Source organism: Dictyobacter aurantiacus (assembly GCF_003967515.1).
GTDB lineage: Bacteria > Chloroflexota > Ktedonobacteria > Ktedonobacterales > Ktedonobacteraceae > Dictyobacter > Dictyobacter aurantiacus.
Window position 1 is genome coordinate 5,333,257 of the sequence record NZ_BIFQ01000001.1, and the last position, 17,306, is coordinate 5,350,562.

General features: G+C 57.5%; 17 protein-coding genes. 12 read left to right on the forward strand and 5 right to left on the reverse strand.

All coding sequences use genetic code 11. The features are described 5' to 3' along the window. Positions 1-108: 108 nt before the first annotated feature. Positions 109-2,133: a hypothetical protein gene (locus KTT_RS21380; protein ID WP_126598026.1), complete on the forward strand. Its 2,025-nt coding sequence runs from the start codon at positions 109-111 to the stop codon at positions 2,131-2,133. A gap of 45 nt (positions 2,134-2,178) precedes the next feature. After that, positions 2,179-2,760 (forward strand): 3'-5' exonuclease family protein, encoded by a 582-nt coding sequence (locus tag KTT_RS21385; RefSeq protein WP_126598028.1) that lies wholly within the window; start codon positions 2,179-2,181, stop codon positions 2,758-2,760. A 9-nt stretch (positions 2,761-2,769) separates the two neighbouring features. On the opposite strand, the gene KTT_RS21390 is transcribed toward KTT_RS21385, so the two are convergent. Continuing rightward, positions 2,770-4,371: a pentapeptide repeat-containing protein gene (locus KTT_RS21390; protein WP_126598030.1), complete on the reverse strand. Its 1,602-nt coding sequence runs from the start codon at positions 4,369-4,371 to the stop codon at positions 2,770-2,772. A 251-nt stretch (positions 4,372-4,622) separates the two neighbouring features. Between KTT_RS21390 and KTT_RS21395 the strand changes: the two genes are divergently transcribed. Further along, positions 4,623-4,832 carry a hypothetical protein gene (locus KTT_RS21395; protein WP_126598031.1) on the forward strand — a complete coding sequence of 70 codons (210 nt, stop codon included), beginning with the start codon at positions 4,623-4,625 and terminating at the stop codon, positions 4,830-4,832. 86 nt (positions 4,833-4,918) lie between these two features. Here KTT_RS21395 and KTT_RS21400 read toward each other — a convergent pair whose 3' ends face one another. Continuing rightward, positions 4,919-5,287: a DUF2127 domain-containing protein gene (locus tag KTT_RS21400; RefSeq protein ID WP_126598033.1), complete on the reverse strand. Its 369-nt coding sequence runs from the start codon at positions 5,285-5,287 to the stop codon at positions 4,919-4,921. A gap of 253 nt (positions 5,288-5,540) precedes the next feature. Here KTT_RS21400 and KTT_RS21405 point away from each other — a divergent pair, with 253 nt between their 5' ends. Beyond that, positions 5,541-6,032 (forward strand): MarR family winged helix-turn-helix transcriptional regulator, encoded by a 492-nt coding sequence (locus KTT_RS21405; protein ID WP_126598035.1) that lies wholly within the window; start codon positions 5,541-5,543, stop codon positions 6,030-6,032. Between the two features lie 5 nt (positions 6,033-6,037). Here the strand turns inward: KTT_RS21405 and KTT_RS21410 are convergent, their stop codons facing one another. Then, positions 6,038-6,796, reverse strand: a complete 759-nt coding sequence (locus KTT_RS21410; RefSeq protein WP_126598037.1) for a hypothetical protein — start codon at positions 6,794-6,796, stop codon at positions 6,038-6,040. Positions 6,797-7,022: 226 nt separating this feature from the next. Here KTT_RS21410 and KTT_RS21415 point away from each other — a divergent pair, with 226 nt between their 5' ends. Beyond that, the gene (locus KTT_RS21415; protein WP_126598039.1) at positions 7,023-8,006 is read left to right on the forward strand and encodes a helix-turn-helix transcriptional regulator; all 984 of its coding nucleotides are present in this window, start codon (positions 7,023-7,025) and stop codon (positions 8,004-8,006) included. Positions 8,007-8,067: 61 nt separating this feature from the next. After that, positions 8,068-8,640, forward strand: a complete 573-nt coding sequence (gene lspA, locus KTT_RS21420) for a signal peptidase II (protein ID WP_160146024.1) — start codon at positions 8,068-8,070, stop codon at positions 8,638-8,640. 96 nt (positions 8,641-8,736) lie between these two features. Here the strand turns inward: lspA and KTT_RS21425 are convergent, their stop codons facing one another. Beyond that, entirely contained in the window at positions 8,737-9,171 is a 435-nt protein-coding gene (locus KTT_RS21425; protein WP_218030954.1) for a hypothetical protein, read from the reverse strand. Positions 9,172-9,553: 382 nt separating this feature from the next. On the opposite strand from KTT_RS21425, the gene fxsT reads away from it, so the two are divergent. Further along, positions 9,554-12,253, forward strand: coding sequence for an FxSxx-COOH system tetratricopeptide repeat protein (gene fxsT, locus KTT_RS21430; RefSeq protein ID WP_160146025.1), 2,700 nt, complete (start codon positions 9,554-9,556; stop codon positions 12,251-12,253). Further along, positions 12,136-13,515: an IS4 family transposase gene (locus tag KTT_RS21435; RefSeq protein ID WP_126595959.1), complete on the forward strand. Its 1,380-nt coding sequence runs from the start codon at positions 12,136-12,138 to the stop codon at positions 13,513-13,515. Before fxsT ends, KTT_RS21435 begins: the two co-directional genes overlap by 118 nt. A 265-nt stretch (positions 13,516-13,780) precedes the next feature. Here KTT_RS21435 and KTT_RS21440 read toward each other — a convergent pair whose 3' ends face one another. After that, positions 13,781-14,062 (reverse strand): hypothetical protein, encoded by a 282-nt coding sequence (locus KTT_RS21440; RefSeq protein ID WP_126598045.1) that lies wholly within the window; start codon positions 14,060-14,062, stop codon positions 13,781-13,783. Positions 14,063-14,260: 198 nt separating this feature from the next. Between KTT_RS21440 and KTT_RS21445 the strand changes: the two genes are divergently transcribed. The 4 genes from KTT_RS21445 to KTT_RS21460 all read left to right on the forward strand — a co-directional run bounded on the left by KTT_RS21445 (position 14,261) and on the right by KTT_RS21460 (position 17,249). Continuing rightward, positions 14,261-14,485 carry a hypothetical protein gene (locus tag KTT_RS21445; RefSeq protein WP_174844794.1) on the forward strand — a complete coding sequence of 75 codons (225 nt, stop codon included), beginning with the start codon at positions 14,261-14,263 and terminating at the stop codon, positions 14,483-14,485. A 227-nt stretch (positions 14,486-14,712) separates the two neighbouring features. Next, positions 14,713-15,693, forward strand: a complete 981-nt coding sequence (locus KTT_RS21450; protein WP_126598047.1) for an ABC transporter ATP-binding protein — start codon at positions 14,713-14,715, stop codon at positions 15,691-15,693. Further along, the gene (locus tag KTT_RS21455; protein WP_126598049.1) at positions 15,690-16,460 is read left to right on the forward strand and encodes an ABC-2 family transporter protein; all 771 of its coding nucleotides are present in this window, start codon (positions 15,690-15,692) and stop codon (positions 16,458-16,460) included. The genes KTT_RS21450 and KTT_RS21455 overlap by 4 nt, the downstream gene beginning before the upstream one ends. A gap of 6 nt (positions 16,461-16,466) precedes the next feature. Further along, complete coding sequence (locus KTT_RS21460) at positions 16,467-17,249, forward strand: ABC transporter permease (protein WP_126598051.1); 783 nt, start codon at positions 16,467-16,469, stop codon at positions 17,247-17,249. The last annotated feature ends 57 nt before the right edge of the window (positions 17,250-17,306 follow it).

Here is a 17,306-nt window from a genome sequence, read left to right on the forward strand (position 1 = left end):
ATTGACAATATTGACAGTCAAGAAAGGCAAATCGTGTGTAGTAACACATCTGTCATTACCTCCTGAGCTCGCGCGTTGTTTTTGCTATCAGATGGGAGGAGGGTGCCAGTGAAGTCAAGATGTGTCACTGAAGATAAAGAGGCGTTGAGCTACAATCATCCTCAGCCCGCGCCGGACTGGCGGAAGCGCGCCGATCGGCCTATCGAGGCGATCGATACCCTGCGCTTCCTGCGCCTGATCGAGACGCTCTACCACAAAACCAGCATTAGCGAATGGGGCATGGCCTTTGTGCGCTGGATCGTGTTCGTGGGGGAGCACATCCGGCCCGCCACCTGCTATAAGCTGGCCGACGTGGCCGAGCACTTTCACCTCTCCGAACGTCAGACGTGGCGCAACCTGCAGGCGCTCAAGAAGAGCGGGTTGCTGCATATGACTCCCTGCTTTGACGAAAATGGCAAAAAGACAAAGTACCGTTGCTATGACTGCACGCCATTCCTCAACGCTATCGCGGCCCTGATTCGAGAACATCTCCGATCAGGGTCGCCGGAGGACACCTGCGCCTGTCACAGCACAATCCCTGTCGCGACATCTCTGTCATCCTGTCCCCTTGATGATTATGCAAGAGCGGCCACTTCTCCATTAGCCGCGGACAAAAATGTCTCACCTGCCGACGTTTTGGACGACACAAATGTCCCACGCGCCGATATTCTGGTGGACACATCTGTCCCAAATGCTGATGTTGCGGAAGCGATGACCGGATCACCTATGACATCGGTGTCTATGACAGAAGACTACACGACCGGGTTGCGGGACAGATGTGTCACAACTGAGGCATCCGTTGCTACCATGTCCGAGACATCTATGACATCGCGTTTAACAGCCTCTGAGGACGCCCCTGAAGCCGCTTTGCCTGTTTTACACGCGGATGGAGATGGTGACGCGAATGTCTCATCGATCGATGCTCAGATGGATGGAACGGATGTGTCCGCGCCATTTTTGAGCTCAGATCGGCCCGATATGTCATGGATGTCAATTTTTTGCGCGCTTTCGAATTCGAATTCGAGTAATAAATATAATAATAACTATAATAATATTACTATCTCGAACTCGAATTCGAAAGACACCCATGCCCAGGAAGCCGAATGTGTCAGTGATTGTGTCCTTCCACCGGGCTTCTTCTCCTCCAGCACGACCGATGGCGTGGTATGTGATGCTCAAGTCTGCCAGCATGGGGAATGTCCTGCCTCAGCGGCCGCCTGCCTTGCCAGAGCCAGCGAACGGATAATCGCTGAGAGCCAGCGAGCGAGCTATGAGATGCTGGAGAGATGCGCCGCGCCAGCAGGTGAGCAGGGCTGCGCCAGCGAGCGAACGGCGAAAGATACTGGCAGGCGGCTCGGGAGCGCCAGGGCCAGGGAGCGCGAACGCATCAACGCCGTGCTGGCCGAGAGCCGAGCGGCCAGCGACGCCGTGCTGGGCATCCAGGCGAAGGCAACCATCCACCGCATCGCCCGCGAATTCAACGACATGGCTCTCCACGCCTCGTGCGGACAGACCACCACGCTCTATCGCCACCTGCTGCGCATCAACGAGGTCGAGGACCAGTATACGCTGACCGATCCCGACCTGTTCCTGAGCGAGATGATGCAGGAGACCTACGAGCGGCTGCGCGAAATTCAGTTCAGGCGCACCGACTGCAATCAGCGCCCCAACGGCATGCCGCTGTTCTTCACCGACCTGCGTGGCCAGGTGGTGAATATGGTCGAACACATCCAGCAGCTGCGTCAGCAGGAGGCGGAGGCTGGCCCCCAGATGGAAGAGCCGCGCGATGGGCAGCAGATCATGCCGGACTGGAAGCCCGAGCGGCCCCTGCGCAGCGTCGATGATCCGCTGTCGAGCGCCGATAACCATCGCCTGCTGGATTACGTGCATGGCATCCCCCTGGAGGATCCGCGTGAGCTGGTGGATCATGCGCGTCGCCTGAAGGTAGTCATGAGCGAGGAAGAGGCTGGCCAGATTCTGGCCGGGATCGCCTCGGACCATCTGCGTGATTTGATTGCGCAGGCGGTCAGGCAGGAGCTGTACTACGAGATCAAGGCCAGCTGGGTGGCGCAGCCCGGCTATGGCGTGAGGTAGTGTGCCCTGATGATGATGTGTGGTAGGTAGAGAGGATGATGTGAGATGACCACCCAATATGTGACCCCTATCTCCGAGGCGTTTCCGCTCTGGTGCCAGAGCCTGTTGCAGCGCTCGGACTGGGTGATACTGGACACTGAAACGCTTGAGTTCGCCGGCCGTAGTTCCGAAGCGATCGCCATCGCGGTCCTTGATTCCCAAGGGCGCACGCTGTATGATCGCCTGTTCAATCCCTTCGTCCTGAGGGCGCGTGACCTGAGCGTTGTAGACCCCTATGAGCGCACCATCTTCACGGCCCGCTGGAACGAGCTGGAGGATGTGCTGTACGGGAGGCTGATCATCAGCTATGGCGCGGTCTACAACTCGCAGGTCCTGGTGCGCACGGCGGCCCTGCGCCAGATCGAGATGAGCAGCTATTGCTGGCAGTGCGTGATGAACGCTTATGCCGAGTACCGGGCCGAACCGGGACGCCGCTCGGGCTCGTTTCACTGGCAGTGCCTGGCTGATGCCTGCCTGCAGCTGCGCATCAAGCGCCCCATCCATGGCTCACAGGCGCTGGCCGATGCCCGGGCGACCTGGCAGCTTATCCGTGCCTGCGCGCGCCTGTGCCCGTCCATAGAACGTTGACCCGCGCGGCTACCGGTTCATCAGCCGCCGCACCAGGACGGCGATCAGCACGCTCTCGATAACGAGTCCGGCCAGCGCTTCAGCTGCCATGATCCACAGGCGTAGACGAGAGGGATGCGTGGCATCCTCCCAGAAGACGCGCCCGTGAAAGGCCGTAACACTGATCAAGGCCGCGTCGAGCAGGGTCAGGTGGGGCGCTGAGAAGCTGCCGATCACAAAATAGGCCAGGGTGCTGCTCAGGATGATGAGCGCGTAGGCCGCGAGCAGCCTCCATGGGCGATAGCCATAGCCCGCCAGCAGATCGAGCAGCAGCGAGCAGAACCAGGCACCGTAGGTGTGGTGCCGCCAGTAGAGTTCGCGCTGCAGCTGGTGAGCGGCGTAGGCGAAACGGGCGCTGTCCTCATCGAGTCCCTGCTGTTTGAGGACCAGGGTCAATTGGCGGTAGGAGCGCAGCGCTTCCTGGCTGTTAGCGGAATGTTGCCGGAGCGACGTGGCCTCACTAGCCTCTCGCATGCTACCACGTGTCCCGTGCGCGTTCTTGTCGCGAGTCATCGTGCTCCAGTCTATGCGGCTCAACACGACGTCCCCCCAGGAGATGTCCACCAGCGAGGCGCGCTGATAACCGGAACCCGTCAGTTCGATGTCGGTGAGCTGCGTCTGACGATCCAGGGTGGCCGCATTCATGGTTGCGCCTGCCAGGTGGGCCCGGCTGAGATCGGCACCCTTCAGGCTCGCTCGGGTCAGATCAGACCCCTCAAGGTGCGCGCCGCGCATGTAGGCGCCTTTGAGGCTGGCCTGGCGCAGATTGGCGCCCATTGCATAGATCAGGCTAAGATCGGCCTCGTCCAGCCGAGCGCGTTGCAGCGTGACTTCCTGCATTTCGGCGTCGTGCAGATAGGCGCCGGTGAGGGTAGCGTGGCTCAGCTCAACTTGCTGCAGCGATGCCTTGCGCAGGTTACTGTTACGTAGATTGGCCCGCGTCATCTCCGCGCCCTGCAACGATGCCTCGCTGAAATCGGCCCGCTCCGCCTGTGCGTCCTGCCATGAACTTCCTATAGCCTGTATCTTGCGCAGGTCGGCCTGCCGCAACGAGGCTTTATCGAAGTATGCCCCCTGCGCATGTGCTTCGCTGAGATCGGCCTCATCCAGACAGGCACCGCGCAATCTGGCATGCTGTATATTGACGCGGTTCAATACGGCGCCTTCAAGTTGCGCCTGTGATAGATCGGCGCCCTCCAAATTAGCGCGGGCCCAGTCCCGCTGCTGGGCGGTGGCCTGTGTCCACTCATCCCACCGCAGCGCGCCACGCATGCCTGTCAGCGGCAAGGCATGCAGATCGGCACGTCGTAGATCGGCGGCGCGCAGATCGATCCCATACGGACCTCCTGACTGATTCCGCTGCTCCTGTTGGGCCAGCAGCCATTCCACATCCGCTCGGTTGAGTGAAACATCTTTGAAGGGATAGAGCCCCCGTTCGATATCAGTTTCTCGTTCCAGGCACGCGTTGAGCTCTACCTGCCTCTGCGCGTCAATCTCCGCCTCTGTGCGCCACTCCTGGCCCCGTGTCTGCCAGTGTGCGCGCCATTCATCTGCCGTGCGCGAAATCGCCACGTCATCTCCCCTTTGCTGTTTCAACTCCCGGAGGCATACACAATTACCGCCTTCCCTATCAGTTTACGTTGGCTGTCGTAACTTTTACCATATGTATGTGTTGAGGACGGCGTGTTTCCCGCCATCATAATGTGGTAGTACAAAAAGGTACGCATTTCAAACCTTTCTGCATCGATCATCGAGGATATTTTATCTTTTATGCTTCGTCGCGTCTATTCTTAAAAAAGGCTAGTTTTGAAGGAGTTATTTCTATGGAGCAATGGGAGTATCTGCACGTCGGCTTCGCGACTACCGAGGTAGAAGAGGCGACCAGACGTTATGGCATGGAAGGCTGGGAACTGGCCAGCCTGGTGGTGATTCGCTATCGCCAGGATATCACGTCTATGCTGGTCCATGCCTACGAGGCGGATCGGTTCGCCGCCGTCTTCAAGCGCCGCATCGCCTCCTTCGAGAAGATATGAGGTTACGTACAAAGAAGAGAAGCAATGCTCTTTTTCAGGCATTGCTTCTCTTCTTTGTATATGCTACGAGTTGTCCTTTGTAATGATCACGTGCGGAAGGCGGCGCGCACATTGCGGTCGGCGAACAGGTAGATCAGGACCGCGAGGGCGATAATGGTCTGTATCACTGCCGCAGCACTAACGTTGCCGGTGACCAGTGAGATGATGCCAGAAATCAGGTTGATGGCCTCTAGCACCACGGTAACCCAGAAGGCCCAGGGTTTCAGCGTCCAGAGTCCCCATGCCAGAACCAGGGCGATTATACCCAGGACGATAGGGATGATAGCCGCTACTGTGCTGACGTTCAGAAGGAAAATACCGCCCAGAATCTCAAGCACGCCACCGATTGCTTGTAGGATCGCAATGATTGTAACCCCAACTGGTCGTTGCCGGGGCGCCAGAGTATTGTTTACCATAACGTTACCCCTCTTTCAAAAGATCAACATAAGAAAAAGCATAGTGTACATTATATAGATGCGTATATCTCTTCTGGATTGATTACGGCTGATATAAAGGAAAAGATTCAGCCTCTTTTTCTTATAGTTGTAAGGCTTCGTATCGCTGGCTGAGGCTGTGATAGAATGGGGGTTGGCAAGGTAGTATCTGCACTGGCCCCTCCCCGCTTTCAGAAGGTAGTGGCTGTGTCTGCATTATCTGTGGAGGATCGTTATGTCAGGTCAGCGCGCTTCTGATCAGTCGAAGCGAGAGCAACTTATCGCCGCTGTGCTGCGGGCGAGCCGTGAGAGCAGTACCATCGCCGTCTTTTTTCATGCCAGCATGGCTGATCGTATGGGGCTGGGGGCGACGGAAGAGAAGACGCTCTCGCTGCTCGGACGTTTGGGGTCCATGACGGCGGGCGAGATCGCGTCTCAGACTGGCCTGACGACCCCTTCGGTTACCAGTCTGCTCGATCGTCTGGAAGGCAAGGGCATGGTGCGGCGCGTGCGCGATCCCCATGACCGGCGCCGCGTGATTGTGGAGCCCGATCCTGAGCGCATGGAGGAGCTCAACCGCATGTTCTACTCGGTGCAAGAGACCTTCCAGGACCTGTTGTCCGCCTATAGCGATGAGCAGCTTGAGGCCATCGCGGATTTCTTGACCCGTTCCGTCCAGAGTTCTCAGGAGCTTATCGCTGCGCTGCGGAAAAAGGATGAGGACTGACCTTTCTATTTGACGAGCCGGGCCTGATACTCTTGAATGGCTTCACGAGCTCTCGGCAGGCTTGTGCCGGTGCAGTCGCGATAGTAGCGGATGGCGAGCAGGCTGTAGCCGGCGCGCAGCAGGAAATCGAGCGCCAGGGGATCAGGATCGCGTTCGCCTTGTTCAAGAGGAGCGACATCGCTCCTCTCTATCATCTGCTCGATCTGCTGGATGACGGCCTGCGCGGCCTCGGGTCCCGCGCCCGTGCAGTTGCGGAAGTAGAGCTCGGCATCCCGACGACTGTGCGCCTGTAGCAGAAGATACATCACCATCGGATCGGCATGGGCTGTGACCGCAGGCTCGTGCTCGCTTGATTGAGCGCCATACATGGCGGCGAGCTCCCTGACGGATCGGGTGGCCTCGTGCCAGCTAGCCCCCTCTTGCTCGTGGTAGATCGCGATGGCGCGCTGCTCCAGCACGGAGAGCAGGGATGCCTGGGGCCGCGCCAGCGTCTCGACCAGTGCCGCTTGCACCGGCCGGAAGGCTGCGATGAGGCCTTGCCGCTGCTCCCGCGCCTGGCTGATCTGCTGGTAGAGTAGTGGCGAGCGCTCCATCTGGATCGTCGGCATACGATATGTCGGCCTGCCGGAGCCCGGTCGCGCATCCCCATGCCAGGTCTCATCCATCTGTTGCTTTGCCCGGCGCTGGCTGTAGCGCGACCCCAGGTAAGCGGGCGCGAAAATAAGCACGAACACAATCAGCAACCAGATCCATATAGTATCCATGAACCCGCATCCTCCCTGAGCGATCGATGGTAACGTATTCTTATAGTTATGGTCTACACATAAAGTATCGAAGCCTCTACTAAAATAGACGAGCAGGCGAAGAAGATTTAGCCGCCATGTGTCCATTCTTGACGCGCTGGCATACATCCTATATCCTTAAAAATGTTGAGATTGGCCCTCAAAGAGGATTCCTGATTGGAATTGAATTACATGTGGAGGTGGAAGCATGTATCATCCGACCAGTCGTGTGCTGGCGGTGCTTGAGCTGCTGCAGGCGCGGCCGTCGATTACAGGTCCGGAGCTGGCGGCGCGTTTAGAGATGGATGTGCGCACCATTCGGCGCTACATCATGCACCTGCAGGATGTGGGTATCCCGGTCGAGTCGAACATCGGCCGCCACGGTGGCTACCGGCTGCGTCCCGGTTTTAAGCTGCCGCCGCTGCTCTTTACGGAGGAGGAGGCCACAGCCATTATGCTGGGCCTGCTCGGCACGTCCTGGTTGGAGATCGGTCAGTCGGCGGTGGCCGTGGAGGGGGCGCTGGCCAAGGTGTCGCGCGTGCTGCCGCTGCGGGCCCGCGACCGTCTGCAGGCTATCTCTTCCCACCTCTTCTTCTTCTCGCCGCAGCAGGATGGACGACCCGATGTGTCGCTGCTGATCACCCTGAGCGAGGCGGTGGGTCAACGACAGCGCATCTTCCTGGAGTATCGTTCCACGCGTGATCAGAGTACAGAGCGCAAGGTCGAGCCCTATGGGATCGTGGGCTGGGACGGTCGCTGGTACCTGGTTGGCTACTGCTGCCTGCGCCAGGATATGCGCACGTTCCGGCTCGACCGCATTCAGCGGGTCGAGCCGCTGGACGAGCCGTTTGAGCGCGAGGAGGAGTTTGACTGCCGGGCCTATGTGGCGAAGCAGTATACCGCTGGCACGCAGGCGCGCTACCGCATCCGGATCGAATTTCAGACCTCGCTCTACACGCTGCAGCAGCGTATCCCCTCGACTTATGGTACACTGACGCCTACCGCTAATGGTGTGATGTTCGAGTGCCAGTACGATCATCTAGAAGGTCAGGCGCGCTACCTGATGTCGCTCAACCTGCCCTTTGTCATTCATGAGCCACCTGAGCTGCGTGACACCTTCAGGCAGCTGGCTGCCCAGATGCTCCAGCTCGCCGATGCCGTGCCTCCATCCGCTTCTCCCACAGATGGTTGATTGCATTTCAGCTGTGCCTGTGATAAAAGATAGATATATTATGATGAGTGGATGGAGCGCCATGAAGACTAAAAATGAACTTATCTCCCACCTGATTGCACTGTTGAGCGCTATCTGTGTGGTTCTTCTTGATCAATGGAGCAAAAATCAGGTGGTGGAGCACCTGAGCCCGCCGGATAGTGGACGCAGCGTTTCGCTGCTGGGCGACTATCTGTCGCTCTACTATGTGCGCAACTGGAACTCGGCCATGGGCCTGCTGACCAACCCCGCGTTGCTGGCCGTGTTGATCGTGGTGGCGCTGGTGGTGCTGATCTCGTTCTACTGGCGCCTCTTCCGCCGTGGACCCCTGGTTTACAAGATCCTCTTCGGCCTGATCCTGGGCGGCGCGGCCGGCAACATCCTGGACCGCTTTATTCGTGGCGGCTACGTGGTTGACTTCATCTATTTCCGCATCCCCCAGATCGGCTTTCGCTTCTATATATTTAATATAGCCGATGCTGCGATCTCCGTCGGGGTAGCGCTCCTCTTTATCCTGCTGCTCTTCTCTGATGTCCGCCGCCCCCGGCGCGAAGACCCCGATAACGAGCAGGCGGACACCACGTCATCACCTACCACATCCGGCAGACTCTCATAAAGAAACACGATTCCGTAGGTTCGTGTTTCTTTGATTTAGCAAACCGACCCTCTCCTTGTTATCAGGAGAGGGTCGGCAGTTTAGACGTTACCTGGTCTACAATGATGGAGCGAGTTTGATAGAGTTGATCGGAGTAAGATCAACATCCCCCCATGCACCGGCCCAGGAGTACGACGGACAAGTATTGCCATAGCTGTCAGTACAATACCAGACAACCGCGGAACCGGTCTGGTTGTTAAAGATGCAGTGGTTGCCATACTGGTTGTAAAGCTTATAGGTACCATAATAGTAGTACGTATTCGATGGTGTTCCTGAACAGCTTGAAGTCGGGTAGATGCAGAAATAGCCGGATGGGCATCCAGCAGGCACTGCTGGCCTTACAGTACTATTTGTTACAGCATGTGAATTCGCTGAAATTCCATGCGAAGTGGCTGCATAAGCGGAACTGCCTCCATTAAACAGCATCAGTGCGCACAGCAGCATCATCATAAGTGCGGTAATCGCCAGGTTCTTTCGTGAGAAGAGATGCATGTTTTTTCCTCCTGCTTAGCTTACTAAGTACTACTAGAATTTATTTAATAGGATGTACAAGCCCTTCATGTGAGAGACTTATCCGGATTGATATTGAGGCATATGTACTACTTTTCTTCAATCGAGATAGCAGTTTCATTAGCTTCAATTTAAGCGCTTCATGATTTGAAATAACTTGCACATCACTTTACTTATTATGGTTAAAAATGAGCTATTTTACCACGACAGATCCGCGACAATATCATGACACTTTTATATTTGATAATATTAACCAAAGGCTGTGAGATACCTATAGATAAAAACGTATTTATAGATGTAACAGGCACCTGGCAGGAAATAACCACTGATTGCGGCCACCTTTCGAGTGTTAATGGGAGTATTGATGGAATCAACACCTGATACAAATGCAATTTCTTTAGGTCAACGTTTACTGGCGGCACGCGTGTCTGCTAATCATTCACAGGAGACACTGGCGGAGGCGATTGGGGTATCGGCCAGGAGTATTCAGCGCTGGGAGCGCGATCGAGCTGTGCCGCAGGGCCAATCGCGTGAATTGCTTTGTCAGGCCTTACAGGTGTCTCGTGAGACGTTGTTTGGTAATATCAGCAGCGTGCCGTTCGCTGAAAAGCCCTGGTGCGTACCATATCAACGCAACCCTTTTTTTACTGGACGGGAAACGCTGCTGCGTCACCTGCATACGACTCTTTCCCAGCAGAAGCTTGCAACCCTCGCTCGATCCAGCGCATTAAGTGGTCCGGGTGGGATTGGCAAAACGCAGGTGGCCCTCGAATATGCGTACCGTTATGCGCAGGACTATACGGCGATGCTCTGGGTTGGAGCGGAAGAACCAGAAACAATCATCTCCAGTTTTGTCTCTATCGCCACCTTCTTACAACTACCCGCCAGTCAGCAACCAGATCAAAACAAGGTGGTGAGCGCCGTGAGAAACTGGCTTGACACTCACTGCGACTGGCTTCTGGTACTGGATAATGTTGAAGATCTTGAGATGCTGAAAGGTTTTTTGCCTACAGCCAATCGCGGGACCCTGTTGCTAACTACCCAGCGCAACACGGTCGGTACACTGGCGCTGAGCATGGAAGTGCCGCAGATGCCGCTGGAGGAAAGTGTGCTCTTCTTGTTGCAGCGCGCCAGACGCATCGACCCTCACCTACCATTCGACTCGCAGCTTGATCATATACCAGATATAGTGACAGCGCGTATGATCGCAGAAGCGATGGGGGGATTGCCACTGGCACTTGATCAGGCTGGCGGCTATATAGAAGAAACACAATGCAGCCTGGAAGATTTTTTGCACCTGCTCCAGGATTCACCGCTACAAATGCTCAGGGAGCGCAATGTGTACTCCAATCATCCCTTTTCGGTTGAACGAACCATTCAGCTCTCTCTTGAGAAAGTGCGTCCTGGCTCGCCTGGAGCCATCGATATCCTGACGATCTGTAGCTTTCTAGCCCCGGATGCGATTCCAGAACGTTTACTCACCGAAGGAGCCTTCTGTCTGGGGCCAACCTCACAAGCAGTATTGACCACCCCCAGAAAATTCAATGCCGCACTCAAAGAATTACTAACCTACTCGCTCATTCGCCGTCACAGCCGGACCAAAACGCTGACGATCCATCGTCTGGTACAGACCACACTCAAGGCAGGACTAGACGAGCGCACGCGTCAGCGCTGGGCTATGCACGTATTCGAGATGGTGAATCAGGCATTCCCTGACGATCAAAGCTCTATGCAAATCTGGCCGTGGTGCGAGCAACTATTACCACATGCACTGTTCTTGATCCGACAGAGTGGCGAGGGAACGTGCACCCTCACGACCCATTCTGCCTTGCTCACCAAAACAGCCAACTACCTTGCACAACGCGAACGGTATGCTGAGGCCGAGACACTCTATCAGCAAGCCCTGCTGCTCCTGGCACAGACATCTGAAGCTGTGGATGCAGATGTAGCGGCACTGTTGAACGATATCGCAGATATTAAACGCAAACAGGGAAAGTACGCTGAAGCTGAAATGTATTATCAGCGTGCAGCAGGCATCTATCAACAGATGCCCTCAGTTGATAGCGTACAAGCGATCCGGCCCTTATGCGGTCTGGTCTGCCTCTTGAGCGAGTTTGGTCGTTATGAAGAAGCCGAGCAACTCTTTCAGCGCATCCTTCACGAACGAGAACAGGCCCTGGGCTCAGAGCATATTGATCTCGCTATGCTGCTAGAAATGTTCGCAGCCTTGTGTTTCAAAGCTGGAAAATATGCAAAGTCCCGCGAGCTTGCGCAGAGAGCGCTCAGATTACAAGAACAGGTAGTTGGACCTGATCATCCCTGCCTGTCTACGCTATTGTGTACGCTGGCACTCAGTTCTTGCGCTCAATGTCGGCTCAATTCACAAGAAACCGAAGCGTTATTACTCAGGGCCATCACCATCCAGGAAAAAGCCCAGGGGATAGAAACAGCGAACATTGCAATGCTCCTCAACAATCTGGCTGCTCTCTATATCGAAACAGGAAGATATAGTGAGGCTGAACCATTACTGCTGCGCGCATTGCATATCCAGGAGCATACATGTGGGACAGAAAATTTACGCTTCGCTTTTTATATGGATACGCTAGGGATGCTGCATTTAAAGATGGGAAGGTATGCCGAGGCCGAAACAAGCTATCAGCGCGCGCTCCAGCTTTTCGAGCAGTGCTCAGATATGTCGCATCCCGCCATACGCTATCCGCTAACCGGACTGGCTAATCTCTATGTCAGACAAGGAAAGCACAAGGAGGCCGATGTACTTCTGCAGCGTATTGCGTCCCTGTCTGAGCAAGAACCAGCCGCGACTCATCTGTTGATACTAAATAGCCAAAAGGTCTCTGGATGGGGAGGGAGACTTGCCAGAGTGGCAAATATCGAGGAACATCCAAAGAAATTGTCATCACACGTTTTCGAAAGGATCTTCCTCGTATGCCTCATCATACCGCATCTGGGCCCGAAGAGGCGAATGCCGATTCGCTCTCACAACAGATCGTTGGCTGCTTGCAGCGCCTCATCGAACCCTCTGATCCCCCTGCCGCTGCGGTGAGCCGCCCTCGTGGACGACCCGCAGTGCTCTCCTCTGAGCATCTGTGTCTGGCGGTCTTGCTGGCGCTGCTGCGCGGCTTGAAGAGCTATGCCTGCGTCTGGCGCCTGATTACCTGGTCGGGGGTCGGCCACTTTCCTCTCTTGCCCCATACTCGTGACGCCATCCGCAAACGCCTCTTGCACACCTCCCTCGACGTCTGGCAGCGCCTCCTGCTGCGCGTGAGCACCGGCTTGCATGCCCAAACCCAGGCGGTCGCCCAGTGTGATCTGCTTCCCTGGGTTTCCCATATCTTCGCTCTGGATCAAACCACGCTCGATGCCGTCCAGCGGCGCATGCAGGATGTGCGCGATGAAGCCGTGGACAGTCCACGCCTGCTGGTCGGCAGACTGGCCGCCCTCTTTGATGTCCGCCGCCAGCAATGGGTTCGTATCCTCTTCCGTGAGGACGTCTTTGCCAATGAAAAACTGCTCGTCCAGGACGTGGTGCGTGGATTGCCCGCTGGCAGCCTGCTGCTGGCCGATCTGGGCTACTTCAGCTTTCCCTGGTTTGACTGGCTCACGGACCAGGGCTTTTTCTGGCTCTCACGGATGCGGGAGAAGACCTCCTACCAGATCCTGCACGTCTTTGTGCAGCAAGGCACCACGCTCGACGCCCTGGTCTGGCTGGGAGCCTACCGCGCCGATCGCTGTGCCCACCGGGTGCGCCTGATCCAGTTTGAGCATCACGGCAAGCTGTACCAGTATCTGACCAACATCTGCGAACCCGATCGCTTGAGCATGAGCGAGGCCGCTCGCCTCTACGCGCGTCGCTGGGAGATCGAGCTGGCGTTCAAAGCGCTCAAATGCACGCTGGGCATTCGCGTGTGGTGGTCCTGCGATCCTCTCCTGGTGCTTCAGCAGCTCTTCGCCGCCTTCATCCTGGCTCAGGTGCTCCATGCGCTCCACGCTCAGGTGGCCTTCGCCGCCCAGGTCCCTCTCTTCGACGTGTCCTTGCCCGTGCTTGCCACCTTGCTTGCTCAGGCGCCCACGCGATCGGGTGGGCAGCCCCTGATCCAGCGACTGCTCGAGGTGGGTCGGCGCCAGGGTTTGATCCGGCCCTCGCGGCGCATCGAGCCAGCCGTCCCTGCTCTGCTGAGGTCCTACACCCCGGCCCCACCTGATCTGCCGACCATCCGACCGCCACGCTACGCCCATCGTGTCCGTCAGGGACGTTCGGATCGACCCGACTTTGTGCCTCGTTTTTTCACCTTCATCGTGATTTAGTATCAACAGATGGCCGCGACTCCGCCCCTACAACCCGCTATCAGTACAAAAACAGGTAACCTTTTCGGCTTCACCTGGTCCGAATAAGCGCACATGTTTATGGTTTACCAGCCCATCCCCCCAGCATGTAGGTTCGGCCCTTTGGGAAGCAAGCAAAGCGGGGGCAAGCCCCACGCATACTGTGGTCTTTTCTCGTTTGGCATGATCTTAAATTGAAAGTATTGCCCGCAAGGGCCGAACGTACGATGACGATTTTTTCGTGGGTTTAAAATCGTGCTTCGGCGGGGTGGCCGTGCCGTTCTTCATGCTGGGAGGGTGGGAAGAGCATCAGGTCGTTGACGGCCTGGTACCACTGTCCGATGAGTCTTTTTTGTTCGCGGCCCAGCGACTCGCGCTGATTGAGAACCGACCAGCTGGCGCCCAGGCCGTCCTGTTCCAGAAACTGGTTGATCTTCTGACCCATCTCATCGTCAAGTTCATGGATGCGCGCGGATATTTCATCGACGCGCGTCAGTGCTTCTTCATATGATGGTGCTGGTTTTAGCATCGTGCTCCTCGCTTCGTTATATCAACTGGCCGGCATATCTGCCGCCGTGCCAGGATGTGATATGCTTCTCGCGGCGCTGCGTCCGGCTGTGCGTCTTACCGCTGACAGGCACAACCCTGGCACGCACGCAACCGTGCTTATATATGTGATACGCAGTGGTAGGTAATTTTGAGTACAGCTAGAAATGAGTAGGAGAGCATGACTGAGAGTAAGCCCAGGGTCGTGGTGACCCATCGCGTCCACCAGGAGGTGTTGCACCTGCTTGAGCAGTCCTGTACCTTCTTCACGCCCCACCTCGGCACGGCCGTGGACGAGGCGCGCCTGGTCATCGAGCTGGAGGCCGCCCACAACATCCTGCAGGTCTTCCAGGGCCTCACCCCGCAGGGCGCCGTCAATCAACCATCCCCTATCCCTCACCTGTAACCCTGAACTGCAAATGTAAAGTTTTTCCCTTTTATGGAATGAATAATGCGAATAGCGTTCGCTATTCGCATTATTCATTCCATAAAACTCTCCATTCTTGCATCTGTGTTATACAGTTAAGATGTTGCCAGTAATGCATGGCCGGCCAGGGCAGCACCGCATGTCTATCGAAATACATACAGCAAAGATGTAATGATCCTGACAGAAGTGTAGAGGGAGGCATGACCATGTCTGGAATCGCTGCCAGCCATCTTTCCATGTGCTATCGAGTCCCTGTGCGGGAGGCCAGTCTGCGCGGCGCGCTAGGCTCGCTGTGGCATCGCCGCTATCGTCAGATTCAGGCGGTCAACGACATCTCGTTCTCTATTGAGTCCGGAGAACTGGTTGGCTTTATCGGCCCCAACGGCGCGGGCAAGACGACGACCCTGAAGATGTTGAGTGGCATCCTGCATCCCGCAGCTGGGACGGTCTCCGTCCACGGCTTTACCCCCTGGAAACGCGAGGGCGCCTTCCTGCGCTCGATCGCCCTCATCCGTGGCAGCCAGCCGCTGGGTGGTCCCACCGAGCTGACGGTGTTGGACTCGCTGCGCTTCCAGCAGACGATCTATGAAGTCTCGGCCACGGACTTCCGCAAGAATCTAGCGGACCTGACCGAGCTGCTTGACCTGGAGCAGCTGCTGAGTCGGCAGGTGCGCGCCCTCAGTCTGGGAGAGCGCATGCGCTGCGGGCTGGCTCTCTCCCTGCTCTATCGTCCGCGCGTGCTCTTCCTGGATGAGCCGACGCTGGGTCTGGACGTCTCGGCCGTCAACCTGATCCGCCGTTTCATCGCCAGCTACTGTCGCCGCACCGGTGCTACCGTCCTATTGACCAGTCATTATATGGTCGACGTCGAGACGCTCTGCAACCGCATTATTCTCATCGACAGGGGGCGTATCCAGTACGATGGTGGCCTGTCCGAGCTGTCGGCCCGCCTGGCTCCAGCGAAGCTGCTGCGCCTCTCTTTTTCTGATAGCCATAAAATAGACTGGGATGAATACGGGGAGCTAATCGAGGTGGGCGAGAATAGTGCTGTGCTGAGCGTGCGGCGTGAGCTGGTTCCGACCATGACGGCTCGCCTGCTGTCCGAGCTGGCGGTGACCGACCTGGCGGTGGAGGAGCCGCCGTTGGAGCAGGTCATCGGCCAGGTCTATCAGGAGGGAGGGCTATGAGACGTCTGTGGAGCCTGCTGCTGACGGCTACCTGGCGCCAGATCCTGCAATGGCTGGCCTGGCGTTCTTTCTTGCTCACGCTGGCGATCAACCAGGCGGTCGCGCCCCTGCTGGGTCTGACCATCTGGTCGGTGGCTCTGCCCGGCAGTTCGGCCATCCCGACTTACTACATCGCCCTGCTGATCTGTCAGCTGCTGACCGTCTCGTATGAGCAGCACACCTTCTCCAACGGCGTCTATGCCGGGGAACTGACCCATGATCTGCTCAGGCCTCAGCCGGTGGTGCTGGGACCGCTGGGGGCCAACCTGGCGCTGCGCCTCTGGCACCTGGTGGTCGGTGTGCCGCTGATCCTATTGCTGGAGCTGCTGACCCACGCGCGCTTCGACCCGCTGGCTGTGCTGCTGGCCCTGCCAGCGCTACTGATGGCGGCCGTTCTGCGCTTCCTGTTCTCCTACCTGCTCTCGCTCTCGGCCTTCTGGACCGAGCAGGCGCATGGGGTGGCGGGCTTTGGCGAGACCCTGCTCTTCCTGCTCGGCGGCTCGGCCATCCCGATCCCGCTCTTTCCCATCGGCCTGCGTCCGCTGGGGGAGGCGCTGCCGTTCCGCGCTATGCTCGGCTTCCCGGCCGAAATCGTCAGCGGCCAGCTGGCGCCCCGCACGCTTCTGCTCGGTTATGGTTGGCAACTGCTCTGGATCCTTGTCTTTCTACCACTGGCCATCCTGGTCTGGCGGGCCGGGGTGCGCCGCTATAGCGCGATTGGAGGGTAAGCTACCATGCGTCTCCTGCGACTTTCGGGTCTGATCTTCTCGCTCTCGCTGCGACGCGAGCTAACGTTTCGCGCCAACTTCCTGTTCCAGGTCATGATGACCCTGATCGGCGGCGCTTCCATCTGGATCGCGCTGACCCTGATCTACACTCGCACCGGGAGCCTGGCTGGCTGGAACCAGGGTGAGGCCGCCATCCTGCTTGGGACCTTTCAGCTGGTAAGCGGCTTCCTGGCGACCTTTGTCGAGCCCAACCTGAGCTGGTTCGGTGGACAGATCAAGGACGGACGCTTCGATCATATCCTGCTGCGGCCGGTCTCCAGCCTCTTCTCGGCCAGCCTGGGCAGCTGCGCTCCGCTCGCCATCACGCAGCTGCTGCCCGGCCTCGCCATCATCTGCGTCGGACTGCGCCAGCTCAACGCCGCGCCCTCGTTCTGGAACTGGCTCGGCTGGCTGCTTCTGCTCGCCGTCGGCTGTGGCATCACCTGGGCCTCGCGCGTCCTGCTGGCCAGCCTCGCCTTCTGGACGCCCGCCATCGAGCTCGACGTCCTCTACTCGGCCGTCTGGCAGTTTGGACGCTATCCCAGTGACATCTACCACCAGCCGCTGCGCGCCATCCTGACCTATGTGCTGCCCATCGCCTTCGTCGCCACCTTTCCCGCGCTCGCCCTCACCCGTGGACCCGCCCTGCCCATCCTCCTCCCTGGAGCCGCCCTGGGCCTGCTGGCGATCTTGCTCACCCACCTTGTCTGGCAGCGCGGCCTGCGTCGCTACACCAGCGCCACCTCATAACATGGGGCATGTTCCCGTGGGAATGCGATCAATTGGAAAAGGCAGATTGGTATTTGG